This window comes from Sphingobium sp. LMC3-1-1.1 (assembly GCF_040676285.1).
Classification (GTDB): domain Bacteria; phylum Pseudomonadota; class Alphaproteobacteria; order Sphingomonadales; family Sphingomonadaceae; genus Sphingobium.
Genome location: NZ_JBEGHQ010000001.1, coordinates 844,513 through 862,859, shown reverse-complemented (window position 1 = coordinate 862,859; position 18,347 = coordinate 844,513). Strand labels below are relative to the sequence as shown.

Sequence of the window (18,347 nt, the reverse complement as noted above, 5' to 3'; positions counted from 1 at the left end):
GCACTCCACGCCATGCGGATTTCAGGCATCGGGGCCCTCATAGGCCTGGACAATGCGGCCGACGACCGGGTGGCGCACCACGTCGCTGATGCCGAAAGGCACGACGGAGATGCCATCCACCCCCTCCAGTCGCGCAACGGCGTCCGCCAGGCCGGAAATGCCGGGCTGCGGCAGATCGACCTGACGGGGGTCGCCGCAGATGACCATGCGGCTGCCTTCGCCAAAACGCGTCAGGAACATCTTCATCTGGGCGACGGTGGTGTTCTGCGCTTCGTCCAGCACGATGAATGCATTGGACAGGGTGCGGCCACGCATGAAAGCGAGAGGCGCGATCTCGATCTCGCCCGATGCAATGCGGCGTTCGACCTGCTCGGCCGGCAGCGTGTCATAGAGAGCATCATAGATGGGGCGAAGATAGGGGTCGACCTTCTCCTTCATGTCGCCAGGCAGGAAGCCGAGCCGTTCACCCGCTTCAACGGCCGGGCGGGAGAGGATCAGGCGATCGACGCTGCCGGTAATGAGCTGGCTCACCGCCTGCGCGACCGCGAGATAGGTCTTGCCGGTGCCTGCCGGGCCCAGCGCGAAGATGATGTCGTTGCGGGTGAGCGCTTCCATATAGGTCACCTGCGTCGCGGAACGCGGGACGATGGTCTTCTTGCGCGTCCGGATCATGACCTTGGGCGGTTCGGCCACGTCATGCCGAATGATGCCGTCCAGCGTCGGTTCGGCGGACATGGCGATCACGGCTTCCACCGCACCGGCATCGATTTCCTGGCCGGCGACGATGCGGTTGTACAGGCCGGTCATCACGTCGCGTGCGCGCGCCGCAGCCTCGGCGTCCCCCTCGATCTGGAGCTTGTTGCCGCGGGCCGCGATGTAGACGCCCAGGCGGTTTTCGATGGCTACCAGATTCTGGTCATATTGGCCGAAAAGAGCACCCAGCAGGTGCGGCCGGTCGAAAGTGACCTCAAGTCGTGCGCGCTCGGCGACTTCGGCCCGGTGGGTATGATTGGGTTTTTTCGACATTCAGCAGCCTCCCTTTTCATCAGTCACACTCGCGTAGGCGAGTATCCATCTCCTGTCGGCTAAGCCTGGTGGACAGGGCTGGAGATGGGTTCCCGTTGTCACGGGAACGACTGTAAGTAGGTTCAAGCGGCCTTCCTCCTGCTGGGTTGTCCGGCCAGACTGTTCGGGCCGGCGCTGATGATATCGACTTCCGCCATGTCGCCGATGGAAAGTTCCGGCGCGGTGACGTGGACGGACTGAAGCCAGGGCGTCTTGCCGATAAGCTGGCCCGGATGACGGCCCTTGCGCTCCAGCAAGATGTCGGTGCGGCGGCCGACCGTGGCCGCGTTGAACTCGACCTGATGACGGTTGATCAGCGCCTGAAGGCGGGCAAGCCGTTCATCCATTACCTCCGCTGCGATCTGCCCGTCCATGTCGGCGGCAGGCGTACCGGGGCGCGAACTATATTTGAAGCTGTAGCATTGCGCATAGCGGACCTGTTCCACGATCCTCAGCGTATCCTCGAACTCGGCCTCGGTCTCGCCGGGGAAGCCGACGATGAAGTCGCCGGAAAGCGCTATGTCCGGTCGTGCCGCCCGCACGCGATCGATCATGCGCAGATAGCTGTCTGCGCTATGGCTGCGGTTCATCGCCTTCAGCACGCGGTCGTTGCCCGACTGCACGGGCAGGTGGAGAAAGGGCATCAGCTTGGGTTCGTCGCCATGGGCAGCGATCAGTCCGTCGCTCATGTCGTTGGGATGGCTGGTGGTGTAGCGGATCCGTTTCAGCGCATCGATCCTGGCCAGTTCGCGGACGAGGCCGTCCATGCCCTGGGCCCGTCCCTTGTCGTCCTCGCCGGTCCAGGCGTTGACGTTCTGGCCTAGCAAGGTGATCTCCCGCACGCCGCCGTCAACCAGCGCCTTCGCCTCGTCCAGGATCGCCGACCAGCTTCGGCTTATCTCGGCGCCACGCGTATAGGGTACCACGCAATAGGTGCAGAATTTGTCGCAGCCCTCCATGATCGTCAGGAAGGCGGTGGGCCGCGCCTGTTTGGTGCGCGCGGGGAGGGCGCCGAACTTGGACGCCAGCGGCATGTCCGTGTCGACGGCCTGCTCGCCGCGCCGCGCCTGATCGATCAGGTCTGGCAGCCGATGATAGGCCTGGGGGCCGACGACGATGTCGACATTGCGGGCACGACGCTGGATTTCGCCGCCCTCCGCCTGCGCGACGCAGCCGGCGACGGCGATCATTGGGCGGCTGCCGTCCTCGCGGGTCATGCGGCCGATATCCGAATAGACCTTGTCCACCGCCTTTTCGCGGATGTGGCAGGTGTTGAGAATGACCAGATCCGCTTCTACGCCTTCGGCTGCTGCGGTCATGCCGCGCTCTCCCAGCATTTCTGCCATGCGCTCGCCATCATAGACGTTCATCTGGCAGCCGAAGGATTTGACGTGGAATGTCGCTGGAGTCTTTTGGGCGTCGTACCGATTCATGCGATCCAGCTATACAAGGGGTGCGGCTCAAGTAAAAGGCGCCAGGTGCGCGATGATGCTGCTGGCTATTCTTTCCTGTGCCATGGCGGCCAAGGCCTTGCGATCGGGGCAGATTGCCGGATCGAACGGCTCCAGGAAGCGCAGTGTGACGTCAAGCTTGCCGCTGCGTTCCAGCAGTCTCTTGACGTTCGCCCCGGCCGGCTCGTTGCCATGCCAGCTGATCTCGGCGGTCGCCGGGCCATAGTCGATATGGACCGGCTGAATCCGGACTGATCGCGGAGGGGGAAGGAGCACAGCCAGCAGGGCGGGCTTGAACGGCAGGAGGCCGCTGCCGTTGCTGGTCGTGCCTTCCGGGAAAAGCGCAACCGGTTGATGCCCCGCCAAGGCCGCCCGCAGGGTGTCGAGCTGGGAGGAAAGCGCTCCCCGCCTGTCGCGGGCGACAAAAAGCGTATTGTTCTGCGCTGCCAACCAACCGATGATCGGCCAGCGCGCTATGCCGTCATGCGCGACGAAGGCCGCGCCCGTGGCGCCGCCCAGGACCAATATGTCCACCCAACTCACATGATTGGCGATGATGAAGCTGTCGCCCTGGAAGGGATGACCATCGATCCGCACGCGGGCTCCGACGGCGCGGCCTGCCAACGCCAGAAAGCGCGGCGGCCAGGGTGACCGGCGCCCAATCGCGCGCCAGAACAGATGTGGGATCAGGCAGAGCAGCAGGCTCGCGGCCAGGGCCGCCAGGCGCATGATGCGGCGGAATGCAGCCAAGCTGCCTCAGCTCTTGCGGTCGAGCGCGACGCCGTACAGTTCCATCCGATGGTCGACCAGGCGAAAGCCGAGCTTTTCCGCGATCTGCTTCTGAAGCTGCTCCAGTTCAGGATCGACGAATTCGATGACATTGCCGGTTTCGACATCGATCAGATGGTCGTGGTGGGATTCGGGCGCGGCCTCATAGCGGGCGCGGCCATCCCCGAAATCGTGCCGGTCCAATATACCCGCTTCCTCGAACAGGCGGACGGTGCGATAGACGGTCGCGATGGAGATGCCCGGATCGATCGCTGCGGAGCGCCTGTGCAACTCCTCCACATCCGGATGATCGCTCGCGTCGCTCAGCACCTGGGCAATGACGCGGCGCTGTTCGGTGATGCGCAGGCCCTTTTCATGGCAAAGGGCTTCGACGTCGATCTTGCGGTTCATGCAGGCTCACTTGGCTGGAATTCACGTGGACCGGAAAGAGCCTAGCGGCTTTCCTCCCACTATAAAAGGGGCGCGCCATCGGGCGCTCCCCTTTTTCCTTGGGCTTTACCTGTGTTTGCGCGCTTATTTGGGTGCGCGGACGCGACGGCGCTTGGTGCCGAGGCCGATTTTCTTGGCAAGGCTGCGGCGCTGTTCGGCATAGTTGGGAGCGACCATCGGATAGTCCGCCGGCAGGCTCCATTTCGCGCGATAATCTTCCGGCGTCATTTGATAATGAGTCATCAGGTGGCGCTTCAGCATCTTGAGCTTCTTGCCGTCTTCCAGGCAGATGATGTAGTCGGGCTTGATCGAAGATCGGACCGACACCGCCGGTTCCGGCTTCACTTCAGGCACCGCAGCCGGCGAAGCAAGGCCGGAAAGCGCAGCATGCACATTCTGGATCAGGGTAGATACGTCGGAGACGGCGACGCTGTTGTTCGAGACATGGGCCGCGACAATATCCGACGTCAAAGTAATGAGCAGTTCGCTCTGCGCTGATTCGATTTCCATTTCTTTTCCCTGCGAAGGCTATTGGTTGCGCGACCCGCCCGAGGAAAATCATTTCAGGAGCGGTATGGGTCAGCTATACCGATGATTTACGTTTTGCAAGGGCGGATGAAAATCACCTGAGCATATCGATACGAAAGCTCAGTGCATCATGAAGTTGTCCATCGTTGCCGCGATAGTAACCGGGGCGGCGATGTACATATTCAAATCCGGCTTTTTCATACAGGCTTATTGCCGTATTCGACGCGCGCACTTCCAGATTCATCGACGTAATGCCCCGCTTGCGCGCCGTTCTGAGGCTATCGCGCAGCAGTGCCTCGCCAATGCCTCTTCCGCGCCAGAGCGGGCTGACGGCCAGCAACAATAATTCGCATTCGTCGAGCACCGAGCGCACGAGGGCAAAGCCGACCGGCGCGGCATCGATCCGGGCGATGGTGAGCCATGTTCCGGGCATCGTCATCACCCCGGCGAGTTGCGGCAGCGTCCATGCTTCGCCAAAAGCCGGGTCGAAGGCGCGCGCCATGATTTCCATGGCGTCGCTCATGGCGTTCCGTTCGCCATCCTCATAGGAATGGAGCGTCAGGCCTGGGGTCATGGTGCGGCCCGTTCCGCCATAGGCCGTGCATCGGCCCCACGGCAATAAATGGGGGAGGGCGGCAGGGGAGCCAATCCTGCCACCAATGGATAGTCGGCGGCATCGGGATAAAGGCTGACCGCCATGCCATGGCCGCGCGCGGTCACCAATGTTTCGGCGCCGGTGCCATAGATGGTGGAATGCTCCAGTTGGTGCGCCAGTTCGGCAATGGGCGTGGAAGCCGCCTTGCCGATCGGTTCAAGCCCATCTGCGGAAAAGGTCTGCCAGAACAATTCGCCATGGCCGCCCGTGATGGTGACGGCCACAGGTCCGCTTTGATGATATGCGGCGGCGGCCTTCGCAGCGATGATCCCGAGAGCGCTGTAGCCATGCAGCGGAATGCCCCAGGCCAGCGCCAGCGCCCGCGCCGCGGCGACGCCGATCCGCACACCCGTAAAGCTGCCGGGGCCGACATCGACGGCGATCGCATCGGCACGGCCGCCGTCTGGCAAGGCGGCAATGGCGGGCAGCAGGGCCTCCGCGTGCCCGCGTCCGACGATCTCATGAAAATGACCGAGGGGCACATCATCATCGAGCAACGCCACGGACAGCGCCTGTGTCGCGGTGTCGATGACCAATATGCGCAATGAAAACCCCTGTAGACCGCTCGCCTGATGCGATGCCCGGCTATGCGGTTAATCGATCGGCGCGGCTTTGCCAATCATTCCCGGCAAACTGTTTTTTCGCTCAGACAGCGCGAACTTCCGTCACTTCGGGCACATAATGCTTGAGCAGCTGTTCGATGCCGTTCTTCAACGTCGCTGTGGAGGAAGGGCAGCCCGAACAGGCACCCTGCATGCGCAGATAGACGGTGCCCTTGTCGAACCCGCGATAGATGATGTCACCGCCGTCATTGGCCACTGCTGGACGAACGCGCGTGTCGATCAACTCGCGAATCTGCGCGATGATCTCCTCATCTTCCGGATCGTCGGCGAATTCTTCTTCTTCCGGCACGAAAATCTCGCCGGCGGAGCCGGGCGCGAACAGCGGCATGTTGGCAGTGAAATGTTCGAGCAGGACGGAAAGAATGTCGGGTTTCACGTCGCTCCACTGCGCGCCGGGCGCGATGGTGACGGAAATGAAGTCTCCCCCGAAGAAGACGCCTGTCACGTCGCCCAGCCCGAACAGCGCGTCGGCCAGCGGCGATGCTTCCGCCTCTTCCGGTGTGGCGAAATCACGGGTGCCCATGCCCATGACCACGCGGCCGGGAATGAACTTGACGGTGGCCGGATTGGGCGTCGCTTCTGTCTCGATCAACATGCCCGCTATGTGGAGAGAAGACTGCGCAAGATCAAGCTTTCGTGCTAAATTGCGTCTCGCAAAACGCTTGGCGCCGTCGATTGAGCCCCGCCTGATGTCGAAGGGAGAGAGAAGATGAGCAACGAGACCGATATCCGCCACCGCTTCTGGACGGAATTGTCGCAAAGCCCGTTCCTGATGGTCGGCCTGAGAGGATCACCGGATCACAGCATGCCCATGACGGCGCAGCTCGATCCCGGCGCAAATCATTGCTTCTGGTTCTATACGACGCGGGAGAACCGGTTGGCCAAGGGCGGGCCGGCCATGGCGCAGTTCGCGGGCAAGGGGCATTTCCTGTTCGCCTGCGTCGACGGCACCCTGGTTGAGGAGGCGGACCCGGCGGTAATAGATCGCTATTGGACCAATGATGTCGCGAGCTGGTATCCCGGCGGGAGGCAGGACCCGCATCTGATGATGCTGCGCTTCGATCTTGGCCGCGCGGAAATCTGGCGAGCGGACATGTCGTTGGGCGGCATGTTTCGGCAGATGTTCGGCGGAGACGTGCGCGAGGAGATGCGAAGCAAGCATGTCGAGGTGACGCTTTAGGGGAGGCGAAAGCGCCGCTTGCTTTTTCCCGACATTCCCGCCATATGCGCTGCAACGCAGCAGCGGGCTTCATGCCCCCATCAGCGATTGGCAGCGTGATCGCTTCGGCCCGGACGGGTATCGGGGCCGGCCAATGAAAGTCTGCGCCAAGCTTTGAGGCTTCCCTTTTCACGCGGGTCGTTTCGTAACCCGCCTTGCGTCCCGGCCCTGCCGGCAGGCGCCGGGGCCCATTTGTGAGTTATCATTCATGCAATTTACCGACCTTGGCCTTGCCGAGCCGATCCTGAAGGCGCTCGCCGCCAAGAAATATGGTTCGCCAACGCCCATCCAGGCGCAAGCCATTCCCGTGTTGCTCAAGGGCAAGGATCTGTGCGGCATCGCGCAGACCGGCACCGGCAAGACCGCCGCCTTCGCGCTGCCCAGCCTTGATCACTTCGCCCGCAATCCCAAGCCGACACCGCTGCAGGGTTGCCGCATGCTCGTATTGTCGCCGACGCGTGAACTGGCGGCGCAGATCGCGCAGAGTTTCCGTGACTATGGCCGCTTCCTGAAGCTGTCCGTGGAGGTCGTGTTTGGCGGCGTGCCGATCAACCGGCAGATCCGGGCGTTGGGACGGGGCGTCGATATCGTCGTCGCGACGCCGGGCCGTTTGCTCGATCTGATCGACCAGCGCGCCTTCACGATCAAGGATACCGAGATTTTCGTCCTCGATGAAGCCGACCAGATGATGGACATGGGCTTCATCCACCCGTTGAAGCGCATCGCCAAACTGCTGCCGAAGGAGCGGCAGAACCTGTTCTTCTCCGCCACCATGCCGGGTGAGATCGAGGCGCTGGCCAGTCAGTTCCTGCACGATCCGGTGAAGGTCAGCGTTGCCCCGCAATCAACGACGGCCGAGCGGGTCCGGCAGCAGGCGACCTTCGTCAATCAGGTGGAGAAGCAGGCGCTGCTCAACCTGACGATCCAGAATGAGGATATTGATCGCGCGCTCATCTTCACCCGGACCAAGCATGGCGCCGACCGGGTCGTGCGCTTTCTGGAAGGCGCAGGCATTCAGGCGGTCGCGATCCATGGCAACAAGAGCCAGGCGCAGCGCACCACCGCGCTCCAGGCCTTCCGCCATGGCCATGTGAAGCTGTTGGTAGCGACCGATATCGCGGCGCGCGGTATCGACGTGTCGGGCGTCAGCCATGTCATCAATTTCGAGCTGCCCAATGTGCCGGAGCAATATGTCCACCGTATCGGCCGCACGGCGCGGGCGGGCGCGGATGGCGTCGCAATCAGCTTCGTGGCGGACGACGAGCGGCCTTATCTGAAGGCCATCGAGCGCACGACCAAGGTGAAGCTGGACGTTGTGCCGCTGCCGGAGAATTTCGTCGAGGCGGTGCGCAATCTTCCCAAGGCCGCGCCGCAGCGCAAGGGGCGCGAGCAGACGCCGGAGCAGAAAGTGCGCCGCGCCGACGGCCAGCGCCGTTATCAGGACCAGCAGAAGCAGCAGCGCGGCAATGCCGAGCGGGCGCATCGGCCGGACGGCGAAGCCGCGAACCCGGCAAAGAAGAATTTCCGGCGGCGTCGCGGGGGCGGCGGTGTCGGCACCCATAAGGGTGCGGTTCAGAAGACCGGCGGGCGGTGAATGGCGGCCCGACTGCGGGTTTAATGATATCCGATGTGCTCCTGCCCAGGTAGGAGCCCGGTTCGCGCGATAGGATTGCAGATCGGCGGCGGGGGACCAGGTGCTCGCCGCCGCAGAACCTCCGGATGCCCAATCCGGAGGGATTTTGCGCAGCAGTCGGCGCGCTTCGTGCTTTGTCAGTGGCCATTCAGGAAAATCTCTTTAGGCTGCGCGGCCATGAGCTTTCCTTTCCGACGTTCTGCCGCTTCGCTGTCCGTCCTTGCCCTTCTGCTTTCGGGCATTACCGCGCCTCTCTCGGCGAAAAGCGATCCAGCCGCCACGCCGGTCGCGCCGGGTTCCAGCCATGCACAGGTCAGGCCATGGCTCTATGAGAACAGCGACGTGCCCATCGATCCGGCGTGGCGCTTTGGCACATTGTCCAACGGCTTGCGCTACGCTGTCCGCCGCAACGGCGTGCCGCCGGGGCAGGTGTCGGTCAGGCTGCGGATCGACGCCGGCTCTCTGATGGAGCATCCCGATGAACTGGGATACGCCCATTTCATGGAGCATCTGACCTTCCGCGGTTCCCGCCATGTGCCGGACGGCGAATCCAAGCGCATCTGGCAGCGGCTGGGCGTCACCTTCGGCAGCGACAGCAATGCGCAGACGACCGCCACGGGAACGACCTATGCGCTCGACCTGCCGCAGACGACCCCGGCCAGCCTCGGCGAAAGCATGAAGATCCTGGCCGGCATGATGACCGATCCCAATATCGTCGACAGCGCCGTTGATGCAGAGCGGGCCGTCGTGCTGGCGGAAAAGCGGGAAAGCGACGGGCCGCAGATGCGGATTTCCGACGCCACCCGGCGGCATTTCTTCGCTGGCCAGCCGCTGGCCGATCATAGCCCGATCGGCACGGTCGCGACGCTGAATGCTGTCACGGCCGCGAAGATGGAGGCTTTCCACCAGCGTTGGTACCGACCGGAAAATGCCGTGATCTCGATTGCCGGCGATATTGATCCGGCTGTGGCGGAGCAATTGATCAAGGATAATTTCGGTCCCTGGACCGTCCCGGGCAAGGGGGCACCGCTACCCGATTTCGGGGAACCCGATCCCAAGGCGCCTGCGACCCGGGTGACGGTGGAGCCGGGCGCGCCGACGGGCCTGACCATGGCCTGGCTGCGTCCCTGGAAGCCGCATGCCGACACCATCGTCTACAATCAGGACAAGCTGACCGACATGCTGGCGCTGCAGATCATCAGCCGCCGTCTGGAACAGGCTGCGCGCAGTGGTGGCAGCTTTCTTCAGGCGAGTGTGGATCAGCAGGATATCAGCCGTTCCGCCGACGGCACCTTCGTCACCATCGTGCCGGCGGGAGAGAATTGGGAAAAGGCGCTGGGCGATGTCCGCGCGATCATAGAGGATGCGAAGGACACCCCGCCGAGCCAGATCGAAATCGACCGTGAATATGCCCAGATGGACACCGCGCTCGCCATTCAGGTCGAAAATGCGGATACGGAGGCCGGTGCCAAGCAGGCGAGCGACCTGGTAAGCGCGGTCGACATCCGCGAAACCACCGTCAGCCCGCAGGCGGCACTGGAAATCTTCCGTTCCGGCAAAGCGGGCATGACACCGCAGAAGATATTGGATTCCACCCGGCGGCTGTTTTCCGCAGGCGTTTTTCGCGCGCAGTTGATCACCGGCAAGGTGCAGCCGGGGGTCGACGCCCGCCTGGCGGCCGCCGTCGCCGCGCCGGTCAAGGCTGCGACCAACGCCAGGCTGGCGGACAAGGTCGTGACCATGGCGGACCTGCCCAAGCTTGGCGCGCCGGGCAGAGTCGTCTCTCGCACGCCCATCGGTCTGCCGGGAATGGAGAGCATCACCTTTTCCAACGGCGTCAAGCTGACCCTGTTCGCCAATGATGCGGAGACGGAGAAGGTGCGGATCAACGTCCGCTTCGGCCATGGCCAGCAGGCCTTTTCTCCTACCAGGCCAGTGCCGGGCTGGGCAGCCGACTATGCGCTGGTGGCGAGCGGGATCGGAAAGCTTGGTCAACGGGAACTGGACGATCTGACCAACGGGCGTCGCATGGGCATGGACTTCTCCATCGACGACGACGCCTTTGAAATGCAGGCGGTGACGCGGCCGGCGGATTATAAGGACCAGTTGCTGCTGTTCGCGACCAAATTGTTCGCGCCGGGATGGGATCCGGCGCCCATCGCGCGTGTGAAGACGGGGGCCGGGGTTGCCTATGATGCGATGGAACGGGCACCGGATTCGGTTTTGGCGCGTGACCTCAACTGGTTGCTGCACGACAAGGATGTGCGGTTCCGCACGCCATCACGCAATGAGATCGATGCACTGACGCCGCAGGCCTTTCGTGCCACCTGGGAGCCGCTGCTGGCTTCCGGGCCCATCGAGATTCAGATATTCGGACAGGTGAAGGCCGATGACGCCATTGCGGCCGTAGCCGCGACCTTTGGTGCCTTGCCGCAGCGGACCGATGTACCTGTTCCCGCCGCGAACAAGGTCATGCGCTTTCCCGCGCATGTCGAGGCGCCGGTGGTCCTGCGCCACAAGGGTGACAAGGAGCAGGCGGCGGCTGTCATGGCCTGGCCGACCGCAGGCGGTTTCGCGCTGACCAAGGAAGCGCGGCAGCTGGAAATCCTGACCCAGATTTTCAATGATCGGCTGTTCGACAAGCTGCGCTCTACCGAAGGGGCGGCCTATTCACCCAGTGTCCAGAACAACTGGCCATTTTCCTATGAAAGCGGCGGCTATATTCTGGTGACGAGCCAGGTCCGCCCGGATCGGGTCAATTATTTCTACGGCGTGGTGAAGGATACGGCGGCGGATCTGGCCAAGAATCCGGTAAGCGATGATGAATTGCAACGGGCGGTCGCGCCGATGCGGCAACTGCTGATGCGGGCCGGGACAGGCAATGCCTTCTGGATGAACCAGATGGAGGGAGCGACCCATGATCCGCGTTATGTCCAGGCCATGCAGACCATGGCGCAGGACATGCTGACGGTCACTCCGGCCGACATTCGGGCCCTTGCTGCCAAATATCTGGTATCCGCCAGAAGCTGGTCTGCGGTCGTGTTGCCCGAAGGTGTTGCCGCCAGATGATGGATCAGGCCGGCGGGCGACCCTGTTCCAGCAACTGGCTGTAGAGCCGGACATATTCCATGTGGATCGCCCGAATTTCCGGATTGCGCGAGCCGGCGGCCAGCCGTCGGTTGCGATCCAGCCGCGCTTCGAAATAGCTGCGGTTGAACGTCATATCCATGTTCATCTCATGCCTCCCGGAACGATTTCGAGGCGAGAATGTTCATGGGCTGACAAAGTTGCCGCTTCGCGTGCAGCTATCTGCTGCAATGCGGTAGAAGGAGGGGAACCGAGGGCGGGTCGATTGGTCGTCGGTGCTGGCGCGGACATCGACCTGGTTGAGCCAGATGGCCTTCCTGAAATCCTATAGCCCGCGATTTCTCGACCAGCGATCGGTCCGGTCGTTTGGAAATCCTTCTACTTCATGGCTCGCAGGGCAGCGACGATCATGAATGCCGCGCATCGCGCCGTGCGTTCGTCGTTGATCGAAGGTCTCGACAGGCTGCGATGACCAAGGCCGAAAAGACAGGCAAGGATCATTTCCTCGGCGCTCTTCAACGCTTCCCCTGACAGGCCGGGGTTGGCCAGGCAGGCAAAATCGCTGAGGGATTTGCGCAAGCCGTTGCACATGTCGGCTATCATGTCTGCGACCCGCCCGTTGCGAAAACCTTCAGCCAGAATGTCGAAGGACAGGGCTTCGTGCGGGTTGTCCATGACATCCAGCATCAGCAGTTCGAATGTCTGCTCCACGCTGATATCGCCTGCATCAAGCCGATCCTGCAGGTGTTGGATCGTCCTTTCCCGCTCTTGCGCGTCAGCTTGGACGATCGCCTCGATAATATCTTCCTTGCCTTTGAACAGGCGGTAGATCTGGCCGACCGACACTTGGGCGGCGGAGGCCAGTTCGGCCATGGCGGTCTGGTGAAAACCATTGGCGGCGAACAGGTTTCGAGCCGCGCCCAATATGCGGTTTCTCGCATTCTGTTCATGTTGCGGCGCAACCAAAAACTTTCCCCCAGGCTTTTTTACTCTTGAACAAATTGTGGCATGTTCCTACCTGCGCCGCAACCGGAATGAACGTTCATTCCGGTAGAATGCCATTGTTGAAGACGGAGCACGGCCGATGCAAAAGGGGATATTCGTCGGATTGCTGGCCTGTGCATCCGCTCTGGCTCTGGGTGGTTGCGGGGAACAGTCACCGCCTGCGCCGCCGCCTCCCTCCGTGGGCATTGTGGAACTTACGGTGCAGAACGCGCCCCTGATGACCGAACTTCCTGGCCGTATCGCCGCGCTGGAGACGGCCGAGGTTCGCCCGCAAATCAATGGTATAATCCGCCGTCGGTTGTTCGCGGAGGGCGCACAGGTGCGCGCCGGCCAGATGCTTTACGAGATCGAGGATGCGCCCTATCGAGCCGCTCTGGGTCAGGCTCAGGGCGCGCTGGCGCGGGCGCAGGCATCCATTCGCGCAACCGCCCTTCAGGCGCAGCGCTACCGGGATCTTGTCGGCATCAACGCGGTCAGCAGGCAGGAGGCCGACAATGCCGCGGCATCCGCTCAGCAGGCCCGCGCGGATGTTGCGGCGCAACAGGCGGCTGTCCAGGCAGCGCGGGTGAACCAGGATTTTACGCGCATCAGGGCTCCGATATCGGGACGTATCGGGCGCTCCCTTTTCACGCCTGGCGCCCTGGTGCAGGCGGGGCAGGCCGATCCCCTGGCCACGATCCAGCGCACCGACATCGTCTATGTAGACGTCACGCAATCGGCCGCGCAGATCATCGACCTCAAGCAGGCGATGAAGGCCGGTGGAGTCGGCGTTGCCGCTGGCGCGCGCGTGCAATTGCTGCTGCCCAATGGCAGCACTTATCCGATCGAGGGGCGTCTGCAATTTTCCGAGGTGACGGTCGATCCCAGCTCGGGCGCCGTGACGTTGCGTGCGACCTTCGCCAATCCGGACGGGCTGTTGTTGCCGGGCATGTATGTCCGCGCCCGGCTGGTCGAAGGAGAGCGGAGCCAGGTGGTCCTGGCGCCGCAGCAGGGCATTTCCCGCGACGCGCGGGGCCGGGCGACCGCCATGGTCGTGGGCACGAACAACAAGGCTGAACTGCGTCAGGTCGAAACCGACCGGGCCGTGGGCGACAAATGGATCGTCACCAAAGGCCTGAAGGCTGGAGACAGGCTGATCGTGGAAGGCCTGGTCAACCTGCGGCCCGGAACGGTCGTGAAACCGGGCCCGGCTCAGCAGGTCACCGTCGCCCAGAAGCAGGCAAATGCTGGCGGGGCGAACTGACCCATGTCCCGCTATTTCATCGACAGGCCCATTTTCGCCTGGGTCATCGCCATCGTCATCATGCTGGCCGGCATGCTGGCCATACGCTCGCTGGCCGTGGCGCAATTTCCGCAGATCGCGCCGCCCGCGGTGACGATCGCCACCAGCTATCCGGGCGCGAATGCCGAAACGCTGGAAAGCACGACCACCCAGATCATCGAGCAGCAGCTGAAGGGCATCGATAACCTTCGCTATTTTTCGTCGAGCAGCGATTCCGCAGGCAATCTGAACATCACCCTGACCTTCGAGCAGGGGACCGATGCCGACATCGCGCAGGTCCAGGTGCAGAACAAATTGGCCCAAGCCACGCCCCTGCTGCCCCAGGAAGTGCAGCAGCAGGGATTGCGCGTGACCAAGTCCGCCTCGACCTTCCTGACGATCATGGCCGTCTATTCCGATGACGGCATTCACGACCAGCAGGATGCTGGCGACTTCATCGCCTCCACGTTGCAGGATCCCATCAGCCGCGTTCCCGGCGTGGGCGACACCCAGTTGATCGGTGCGCAATATGCCATGCGTATCTGGCTGGACCCTTATAAGATGGCCAATCTGGGCGTCACCACCGGCGACGTCAAATCCGCCATCAGGGCCCAGAACGCCCAGGTTTCGGCTGGTCAGATCGGCGGCACGCCGTCGCCCAGGGGGCAGGCGCTGAACGCGACCGTCACCGCGCAGTCGCGGCTCAGAACGCCCGAAGAATTCCGGCAAATCCGGCTGCGCAGCAACAGCAATGGATCGGTCGTCTATCTGGCGGATGTCGCCAGGGTCGAACTGGGTGCGGAAAGCTACAGCTTCAGCGCGAAGTTCAACGGGCATCCCGCCGCCGGCTTTGGCGTGAGATTGGCGCCGGGTGCCAATGCGCTCGATACCGTCGAAGGCGTGAAGAGCCGGGTCAAGGAATTGTCCAAGACCTTCCCAAGCTGGGTCAAATATGACTTCCCGGTCGACAATTCCACCTTCGTGAAGCTGTCGGTGGAGCAGGTCATCCATACGCTGTTTGAAGCCACGCTGCTTGTCTTCGTGGTGATGTTCCTGTTCCTGCAGAACTGGCGTGCCACGCTGATCCCCACCATCGCCGTCCCGGTCGTGCTGCTGGGATCGCTGGCGGTCCTCTATGCGGCAGGTTTCACCATCAACACCCTGACGCTGTTTGGCATGGTACTGGCGATCGGGCTGCTGGTGGATGATGCGATCGTCGTGGTCGAGAATGTGGAGCGCATCATCCAGGAGGAGGGGCTGAGCCCAAGGGAAGCCGCCAAGAAATCCATGGATGAGATCAGCGGCGCGCTGATCGGCATTGGCCTGGTGCTGTCGGCGGTATTCCTCCCCATGGCGTTTTTTGGCGGCTCGACGGGGGTAATCTTCCGCCAGTTCTCCATCACCATCGTGTCGGCGATGGTATTGTCGGTGTTGGTCGCGCTGATACTGACGCCTGCGCTTTGCGCGACGATTCTGCGGCCCAAGGGACACAGCCATATCTGGACGGGCCCTTTGGGATCGCGGTTCGGCCGGTTTTTCGACTGGTTCAACGGTAGCTTCGACCGCAATGTCGTGCGCTATGGCGCCACTGTGCAAAAGGTCGAACGGCGCTGGGGCCGGACGATGCTGGTTTATGCGTTGATCGTCGTCGGCATGGGGATCATCTTCCTGCGTCTGCCCGGCGGCTTTCTGCCGGACGAGGATCAGGGGATCATCATTACCCAGGTATCGCTGCCGGCCGGGTCCACGCTGGGGGAAACCGAAAGAACCCTGCTGAAGGTGCGCGATCATTTCGTGAAAGCCGAGGGGAATAATGTCGCGGCCGTGTTCACCATTTCCGGCTTTGGCTTTGTGGGGCAGGGACAGAATGTCGGGCTCGCCTTCGTCCGGATGAAGGATTGGTCGAAGCGGAAGGGCGCCGATAACAAGGTGTCCGCCATCGCTCTGCGCGCCAATGCCGCCTTCCGCAAGTTGACCGCCGGCATGGTGATCGCCTTCGTACCGCCCGCCGTTCAGGAACTGGGCAATGCCACCGGCTTCGACTTCCAGCTCGTCGATCGGGCCGAGCTCGGCCACGACAAGATGCTGGAGGCGCGCAACCAATTGTTGGGCATGGCGATGGCGGACAAGCGGCTGGCGCAGGTCCGGCCAAATGGACTGGAAGATACACCGCAGCTCAAGCTGAATGTCGATCAGGCGGCAGCCGGCGCGTTGGGCATTGCGCAGTCCGACGTCAACGACACCATCAGCACGGCGATGGGCAGCAGCTACGTCAACGACTTCATCGACCGCAACCGGGTGAAACGCGTTTATGTGCAGGCCGACGCACCCTTCCGCACCACGCCGGATGCGATCGGCGTGCTGCACGTGCGCGGCAGCAGCGGCGTGATGGCGCCGATTTCTGCCTTCGCGACCACCGAATGGACCCATGGTCCCGCCAAGCTGGAACGTTACAACGGCGTGCCGTCGATGCAGATCATGGGGGCGCCGGCACCCGGCGTTTCCACCGGCGAGGCCATGAGGGCGATGGAGGAGATGGCAGCAAAGCTGCCGGCTGGCGTGGGCTATGAATGGAACGGGATTTCCTATGAGGAAAAGACATCGGGCGGGCAGGCGCCGGCGCTCTATGCGCTGTCCATGCTGATCGTCTTCCTGTGCCTCGCTGCTCTCTATGAAAGCTGGTCGGTGCCGATCGCGGTGATGCTGGTGGTGCCGCTTGGCGTGTTCGGGGCGGTTGTCGCGGCGACCCTGGTGGGCCTCAACAACGACATCTATCTGCAGGTCGGCCTGATCACGACCATTGGCGTGTCGGCCAAGAATGCCATCCTGATCGTCGAGTTTGCCGAGGAAAAGATGCGTGAGGGGCTATCACCCGCGCAGGCGGCGCTGGAAGCCGGCAAGCTGCGCCTGCGGCCGATCCTGATGACCAGCTTTGCCTTCGTCTTCGGCGTGCTGCCGCTGGCGGTGGCGAAGGGCGCGGGCGCCGGTGGTCAGAACGCCATCGGCTGGGCGGTAGTCGGGGGCATGCTGGCCGCCACGATATTGGCGATATTCTTCGTGCCGGTCTTCTTCACGGTCGTGAAGCGGCTGTTCCGCGAACATCATGGCAAGGACGGGGAAGGGCAAGCGGGCAACGCTCTGCCCGGCTCGCAGGAGGCACCATGACGATGAACAAGATCAAGCCGTTCTCGGCGGCTGTGCTGGTGCTGACGCTGGCGGCCTGCGACATGGCGCCCAAATATGTGCGTCCCGCCTTGCCTGTGCCGCAGGAAAGCCCGCAGGGGTCGGCCTATCCGGCCGGGCCGGGGCAGGCGATCGTCCCGGCGGATACGGCCTGGAAGGATTTCTTCGTCGATCCGCGGCTGACACGGGTCATCGAGACGTCGCTGGCCAATAATCGCGACCTGCGCATTGCCCTGGCCAATGTCGAGCAGGCGCGGGCGCAATATCGGGTACAGCGCGCAAATATATTCCCCAGGGTGACCGCCAACGGCAGCGCGACCTATCAGGACACGCCCTTCTCTCAGGTCGGGACGGGCCGAATGGACATTTACTCGGCGTCCGTCGGTGTTTCGGCATGGGAAATCGACCTGTTCGGACGACTGCGCAATCTCAGCGAGGCGGCGCAGGAGCAATATTTCGCATCAATGGAAAACCGCAATGCCGCGCAGACGGCGCTGATCGCGGAGGTTGCGAACGCCTGGCTGACCATGGCGGCCGATCAGGAGCGGTTGAGGATCGCGCGCGATCTGGAGAAGGCGTTCGGTCAGACGCTGGACCTGACCCGGGCGCGCTTTGCCAAGGGCATAGCGTCCGAACTGGAGGTGCGGCAGGCGCAGACCAGCCATGATCAGGCGCGATCCGACATCGCCCAGGCGACCACATTGGTCGCCCAGGATCAGAACGCGCTGAACCTGCTGGCCGGTACGACGGTCGCAGAAGGGGATCTGCCGGCGGCGATGCCTGAAGGCGACATCACTCTTTCCAACCTGCCCGCCGACTTGCCTTCCGCAGCCTTGCTCCGCCGCCCGGATATCATGGCGGCAGAGCATCAATTGTTGGCGGCGAACGCCAATATCGGCGCGGCACGCGCGGCCTTCTTCCCGAACATCTCGCTCACCGCCGCCTTCGGCACGTTGAGCCTTGGTCTCTCCAACCTGTTCAAGTCGGGCAGCGAGACCTGGTCGGTGGTCCCTTCCGCCAGCCTGCCGATCTTCGATTTCGGCCGTAACCGGGGCAATCTGCGCTATGCGCGAGCAACCTATGACGCCATGGTCGCGACCTATGAGAAGAGCGTGCAGACCGGCTTTCGGGAAGTGGCCGATGCGCTGGCGCGCCGCGGCACGATGACCGAGCAGCTGGAGGCGCAGAGTTCGTTGCGGGACGCGGCGCGGGTCGGCTATCGCCTGTCCGAAGCGCGCTTTCGGGCGGGCGTCGACCCGTTCCTGACCACATTGGACGCTCAGCGCACGCTCTATAATGCCGAACAGAGCCTGCTCGCGACCCGCCTGACCCGCGCTGTGAACATGATCGAACTCTATCGCGCCATGGGCGGCGGCCTGAAATAATTTTTGGCCGCAAGCAGCGGGAAGGCAGTCCGGC

At 62.9% G+C, this 18,347-nt stretch carries 16 protein-coding genes; 6 read left to right on the top strand and 10 right to left on the bottom strand.

Going from position 1 to position 18,347, the window contains the following annotated elements:
• Positions 1 to 21 precede the first annotated feature (21 nt).
• The 8 genes from MRBLMC3_RS04355 to MRBLMC3_RS04320 all read right to left on the bottom strand — a co-directional run bounded on the left by MRBLMC3_RS04355 (position 22) and on the right by MRBLMC3_RS04320 (position 6,135).
• On the bottom strand, positions 22 to 1,026 hold the full coding sequence (locus MRBLMC3_RS04355; RefSeq protein WP_363734645.1) for a PhoH family protein: 1,005 nt from the start codon (positions 1,024 to 1,026) through the stop codon (positions 22 to 24).
• A 122-nt stretch (positions 1,027 to 1,148) separates the two neighbouring features.
• Positions 1,149 to 2,498 (bottom strand): tRNA (N6-isopentenyl adenosine(37)-C2)-methylthiotransferase MiaB, encoded by a 1,350-nt coding sequence (miaB, locus tag MRBLMC3_RS04350; protein WP_363826131.1) that lies wholly within the window; start codon positions 2,496 to 2,498, stop codon positions 1,149 to 1,151.
• A 27-nt stretch (positions 2,499 to 2,525) separates the two neighbouring features.
• Positions 2,526 to 3,266, bottom strand: a complete 741-nt coding sequence (locus tag MRBLMC3_RS04345) for a lysophospholipid acyltransferase family protein (protein ID WP_363826129.1) — start codon at positions 3,264 to 3,266, stop codon at positions 2,526 to 2,528.
• Between the two features lie 6 nt (positions 3,267 to 3,272).
• Positions 3,273 to 3,695, bottom strand: coding sequence for a Fur family transcriptional regulator (locus MRBLMC3_RS04340; protein ID WP_133652157.1), 423 nt, complete (start codon positions 3,693 to 3,695; stop codon positions 3,273 to 3,275).
• Positions 3,696 to 3,818: 123 nt separating this feature from the next.
• Entirely contained in the window at positions 3,819 to 4,244 is a 426-nt protein-coding gene (locus MRBLMC3_RS04335) for a MucR family transcriptional regulator (RefSeq protein WP_363734648.1), read from the bottom strand.
• A gap of 112 nt (positions 4,245 to 4,356) precedes the next feature.
• Complete coding sequence (gene rimI / locus MRBLMC3_RS04330) at positions 4,357 to 4,836, bottom strand: ribosomal protein S18-alanine N-acetyltransferase (protein ID WP_363734649.1); 480 nt, start codon at positions 4,834 to 4,836, stop codon at positions 4,357 to 4,359.
• A complete protein-coding gene (gene tsaB, locus MRBLMC3_RS04325) occupies positions 4,833 to 5,462 on the bottom strand; it encodes a tRNA (adenosine(37)-N6)-threonylcarbamoyltransferase complex dimerization subunit type 1 TsaB (protein WP_363826126.1) in 630 nt (209 codons plus the stop codon). Before tsaB ends, rimI begins: the two co-directional genes overlap by 4 nt.
• A 100-nt stretch (positions 5,463 to 5,562) precedes the next feature.
• A complete protein-coding gene (locus tag MRBLMC3_RS04320) occupies positions 5,563 to 6,135 on the bottom strand; it encodes a NifU family protein (RefSeq protein ID WP_133652153.1) in 573 nt (190 codons plus the stop codon).
• 114 nt (positions 6,136 to 6,249) lie between these two features.
• On the opposite strand from MRBLMC3_RS04320, the gene MRBLMC3_RS04315 reads away from it, so the two are divergent.
• The 3 genes from MRBLMC3_RS04315 to MRBLMC3_RS04305 all read left to right on the top strand — a co-directional run bounded on the left by MRBLMC3_RS04315 (position 6,250) and on the right by MRBLMC3_RS04305 (position 11,461).
• A complete protein-coding gene (locus tag MRBLMC3_RS04315; protein WP_363734651.1) occupies positions 6,250 to 6,720 on the top strand; it encodes a pyridoxamine 5'-phosphate oxidase family protein in 471 nt (156 codons plus the stop codon).
• A 247-nt stretch (positions 6,721 to 6,967) separates the two neighbouring features.
• On the top strand, positions 6,968 to 8,353 hold the full coding sequence (locus MRBLMC3_RS04310; RefSeq protein ID WP_363734652.1) for a DEAD/DEAH box helicase: 1,386 nt from the start codon (positions 6,968 to 6,970) through the stop codon (positions 8,351 to 8,353).
• Positions 8,354 to 8,569: 216 nt separating this feature from the next.
• Positions 8,570 to 11,461, top strand: a complete 2,892-nt coding sequence (locus MRBLMC3_RS04305; protein WP_363826122.1) for a M16 family metallopeptidase — start codon at positions 8,570 to 8,572, stop codon at positions 11,459 to 11,461.
• 4 nt (positions 11,462 to 11,465) lie between these two features.
• On the opposite strand, the gene MRBLMC3_RS04300 is transcribed toward MRBLMC3_RS04305, so the two are convergent.
• Positions 11,466 to 11,627 carry a hypothetical protein gene (locus MRBLMC3_RS04300; protein WP_363754735.1) on the bottom strand — a complete coding sequence of 54 codons (162 nt, stop codon included), beginning with the start codon at positions 11,625 to 11,627 and terminating at the stop codon, positions 11,466 to 11,468.
• A gap of 230 nt (positions 11,628 to 11,857) precedes the next feature.
• A complete protein-coding gene (locus MRBLMC3_RS04295) occupies positions 11,858 to 12,445 on the bottom strand; it encodes a TetR/AcrR family transcriptional regulator (protein WP_363826120.1) in 588 nt (195 codons plus the stop codon).
• A 118-nt stretch (positions 12,446 to 12,563) separates the two neighbouring features.
• On the opposite strand from MRBLMC3_RS04295, the gene MRBLMC3_RS04290 reads away from it, so the two are divergent.
• Genes MRBLMC3_RS04290 through MRBLMC3_RS04280 form a run of 3 tightly spaced genes read left to right on the top strand, consistent with a single transcriptional unit; the run spans position 12,564 to position 18,313 of the window.
• Entirely contained in the window at positions 12,564 to 13,727 is a 1,164-nt protein-coding gene (locus MRBLMC3_RS04290) for an efflux RND transporter periplasmic adaptor subunit (RefSeq protein ID WP_363754731.1), read from the top strand.
• Positions 13,728 to 13,730: 3 nt separating this feature from the next.
• The gene (locus tag MRBLMC3_RS04285; RefSeq protein WP_363826118.1) at positions 13,731 to 16,910 is read left to right on the top strand and encodes an efflux RND transporter permease subunit; all 3,180 of its coding nucleotides are present in this window, start codon (positions 13,731 to 13,733) and stop codon (positions 16,908 to 16,910) included.
• 2 nt (positions 16,911 to 16,912) lie between these two features.
• On the top strand, positions 16,913 to 18,313 hold the full coding sequence (locus MRBLMC3_RS04280) for an efflux transporter outer membrane subunit (RefSeq protein ID WP_363826638.1): 1,401 nt from the start codon (positions 16,913 to 16,915) through the stop codon (positions 18,311 to 18,313).
• The last annotated feature ends 34 nt before the right edge of the window (positions 18,314 to 18,347 follow it).

Coding starts and splice junctions, on each gene's coding strand:
- MRBLMC3_RS04355 (WP_363734645.1), bottom strand. CDS start 1,026: ATGTCGAAAAAACCCAATCATACCCACCGGGCCGAAGTCGCCGAGCGC.
- miaB (WP_363826131.1), bottom strand. CDS start 2,498: ATGAATCGGTACGACGCCCAAAAGACTCCAGCGACATTCCACGTCAAA.
- MRBLMC3_RS04340 (WP_133652157.1), bottom strand. CDS start 3,695: ATGAACCGCAAGATCGACGTCGAAGCCCTTTGCCATGAAAAGGGCCTG.
- MRBLMC3_RS04335 (WP_363734648.1), bottom strand. CDS start 4,244: ATGGAAATCGAATCAGCGCAGAGCGAACTGCTCATTACTTTGACGTCG.
- rimI (WP_363734649.1), bottom strand. CDS start 4,836: ATGACCCCAGGCCTGACGCTCCATTCCTATGAGGATGGCGAACGGAAC.
- MRBLMC3_RS04320 (WP_133652153.1), bottom strand. CDS start 6,135: ATGTTGATCGAGACAGAAGCGACGCCCAATCCGGCCACCGTCAAGTTC.
- MRBLMC3_RS04315 (WP_363734651.1), top strand. CDS start 6,250: ATGAGCAACGAGACCGATATCCGCCACCGCTTCTGGACGGAATTGTCG.
- MRBLMC3_RS04310 (WP_363734652.1), top strand. CDS start 6,968: ATGCAATTTACCGACCTTGGCCTTGCCGAGCCGATCCTGAAGGCGCTC.
- MRBLMC3_RS04305 (WP_363826122.1), top strand. CDS start 8,570: ATGAGCTTTCCTTTCCGACGTTCTGCCGCTTCGCTGTCCGTCCTTGCC.
- MRBLMC3_RS04300 (WP_363754735.1), bottom strand. CDS start 11,627: ATGAACATGGATATGACGTTCAACCGCAGCTATTTCGAAGCGCGGCTG.
- MRBLMC3_RS04290 (WP_363754731.1), top strand. CDS start 12,564: ATGCAAAAGGGGATATTCGTCGGATTGCTGGCCTGTGCATCCGCTCTG.
- MRBLMC3_RS04285 (WP_363826118.1), top strand. CDS start 13,731: ATGTCCCGCTATTTCATCGACAGGCCCATTTTCGCCTGGGTCATCGCC.
- MRBLMC3_RS04280 (WP_363826638.1), top strand. CDS start 16,913: ATGAACAAGATCAAGCCGTTCTCGGCGGCTGTGCTGGTGCTGACGCTG.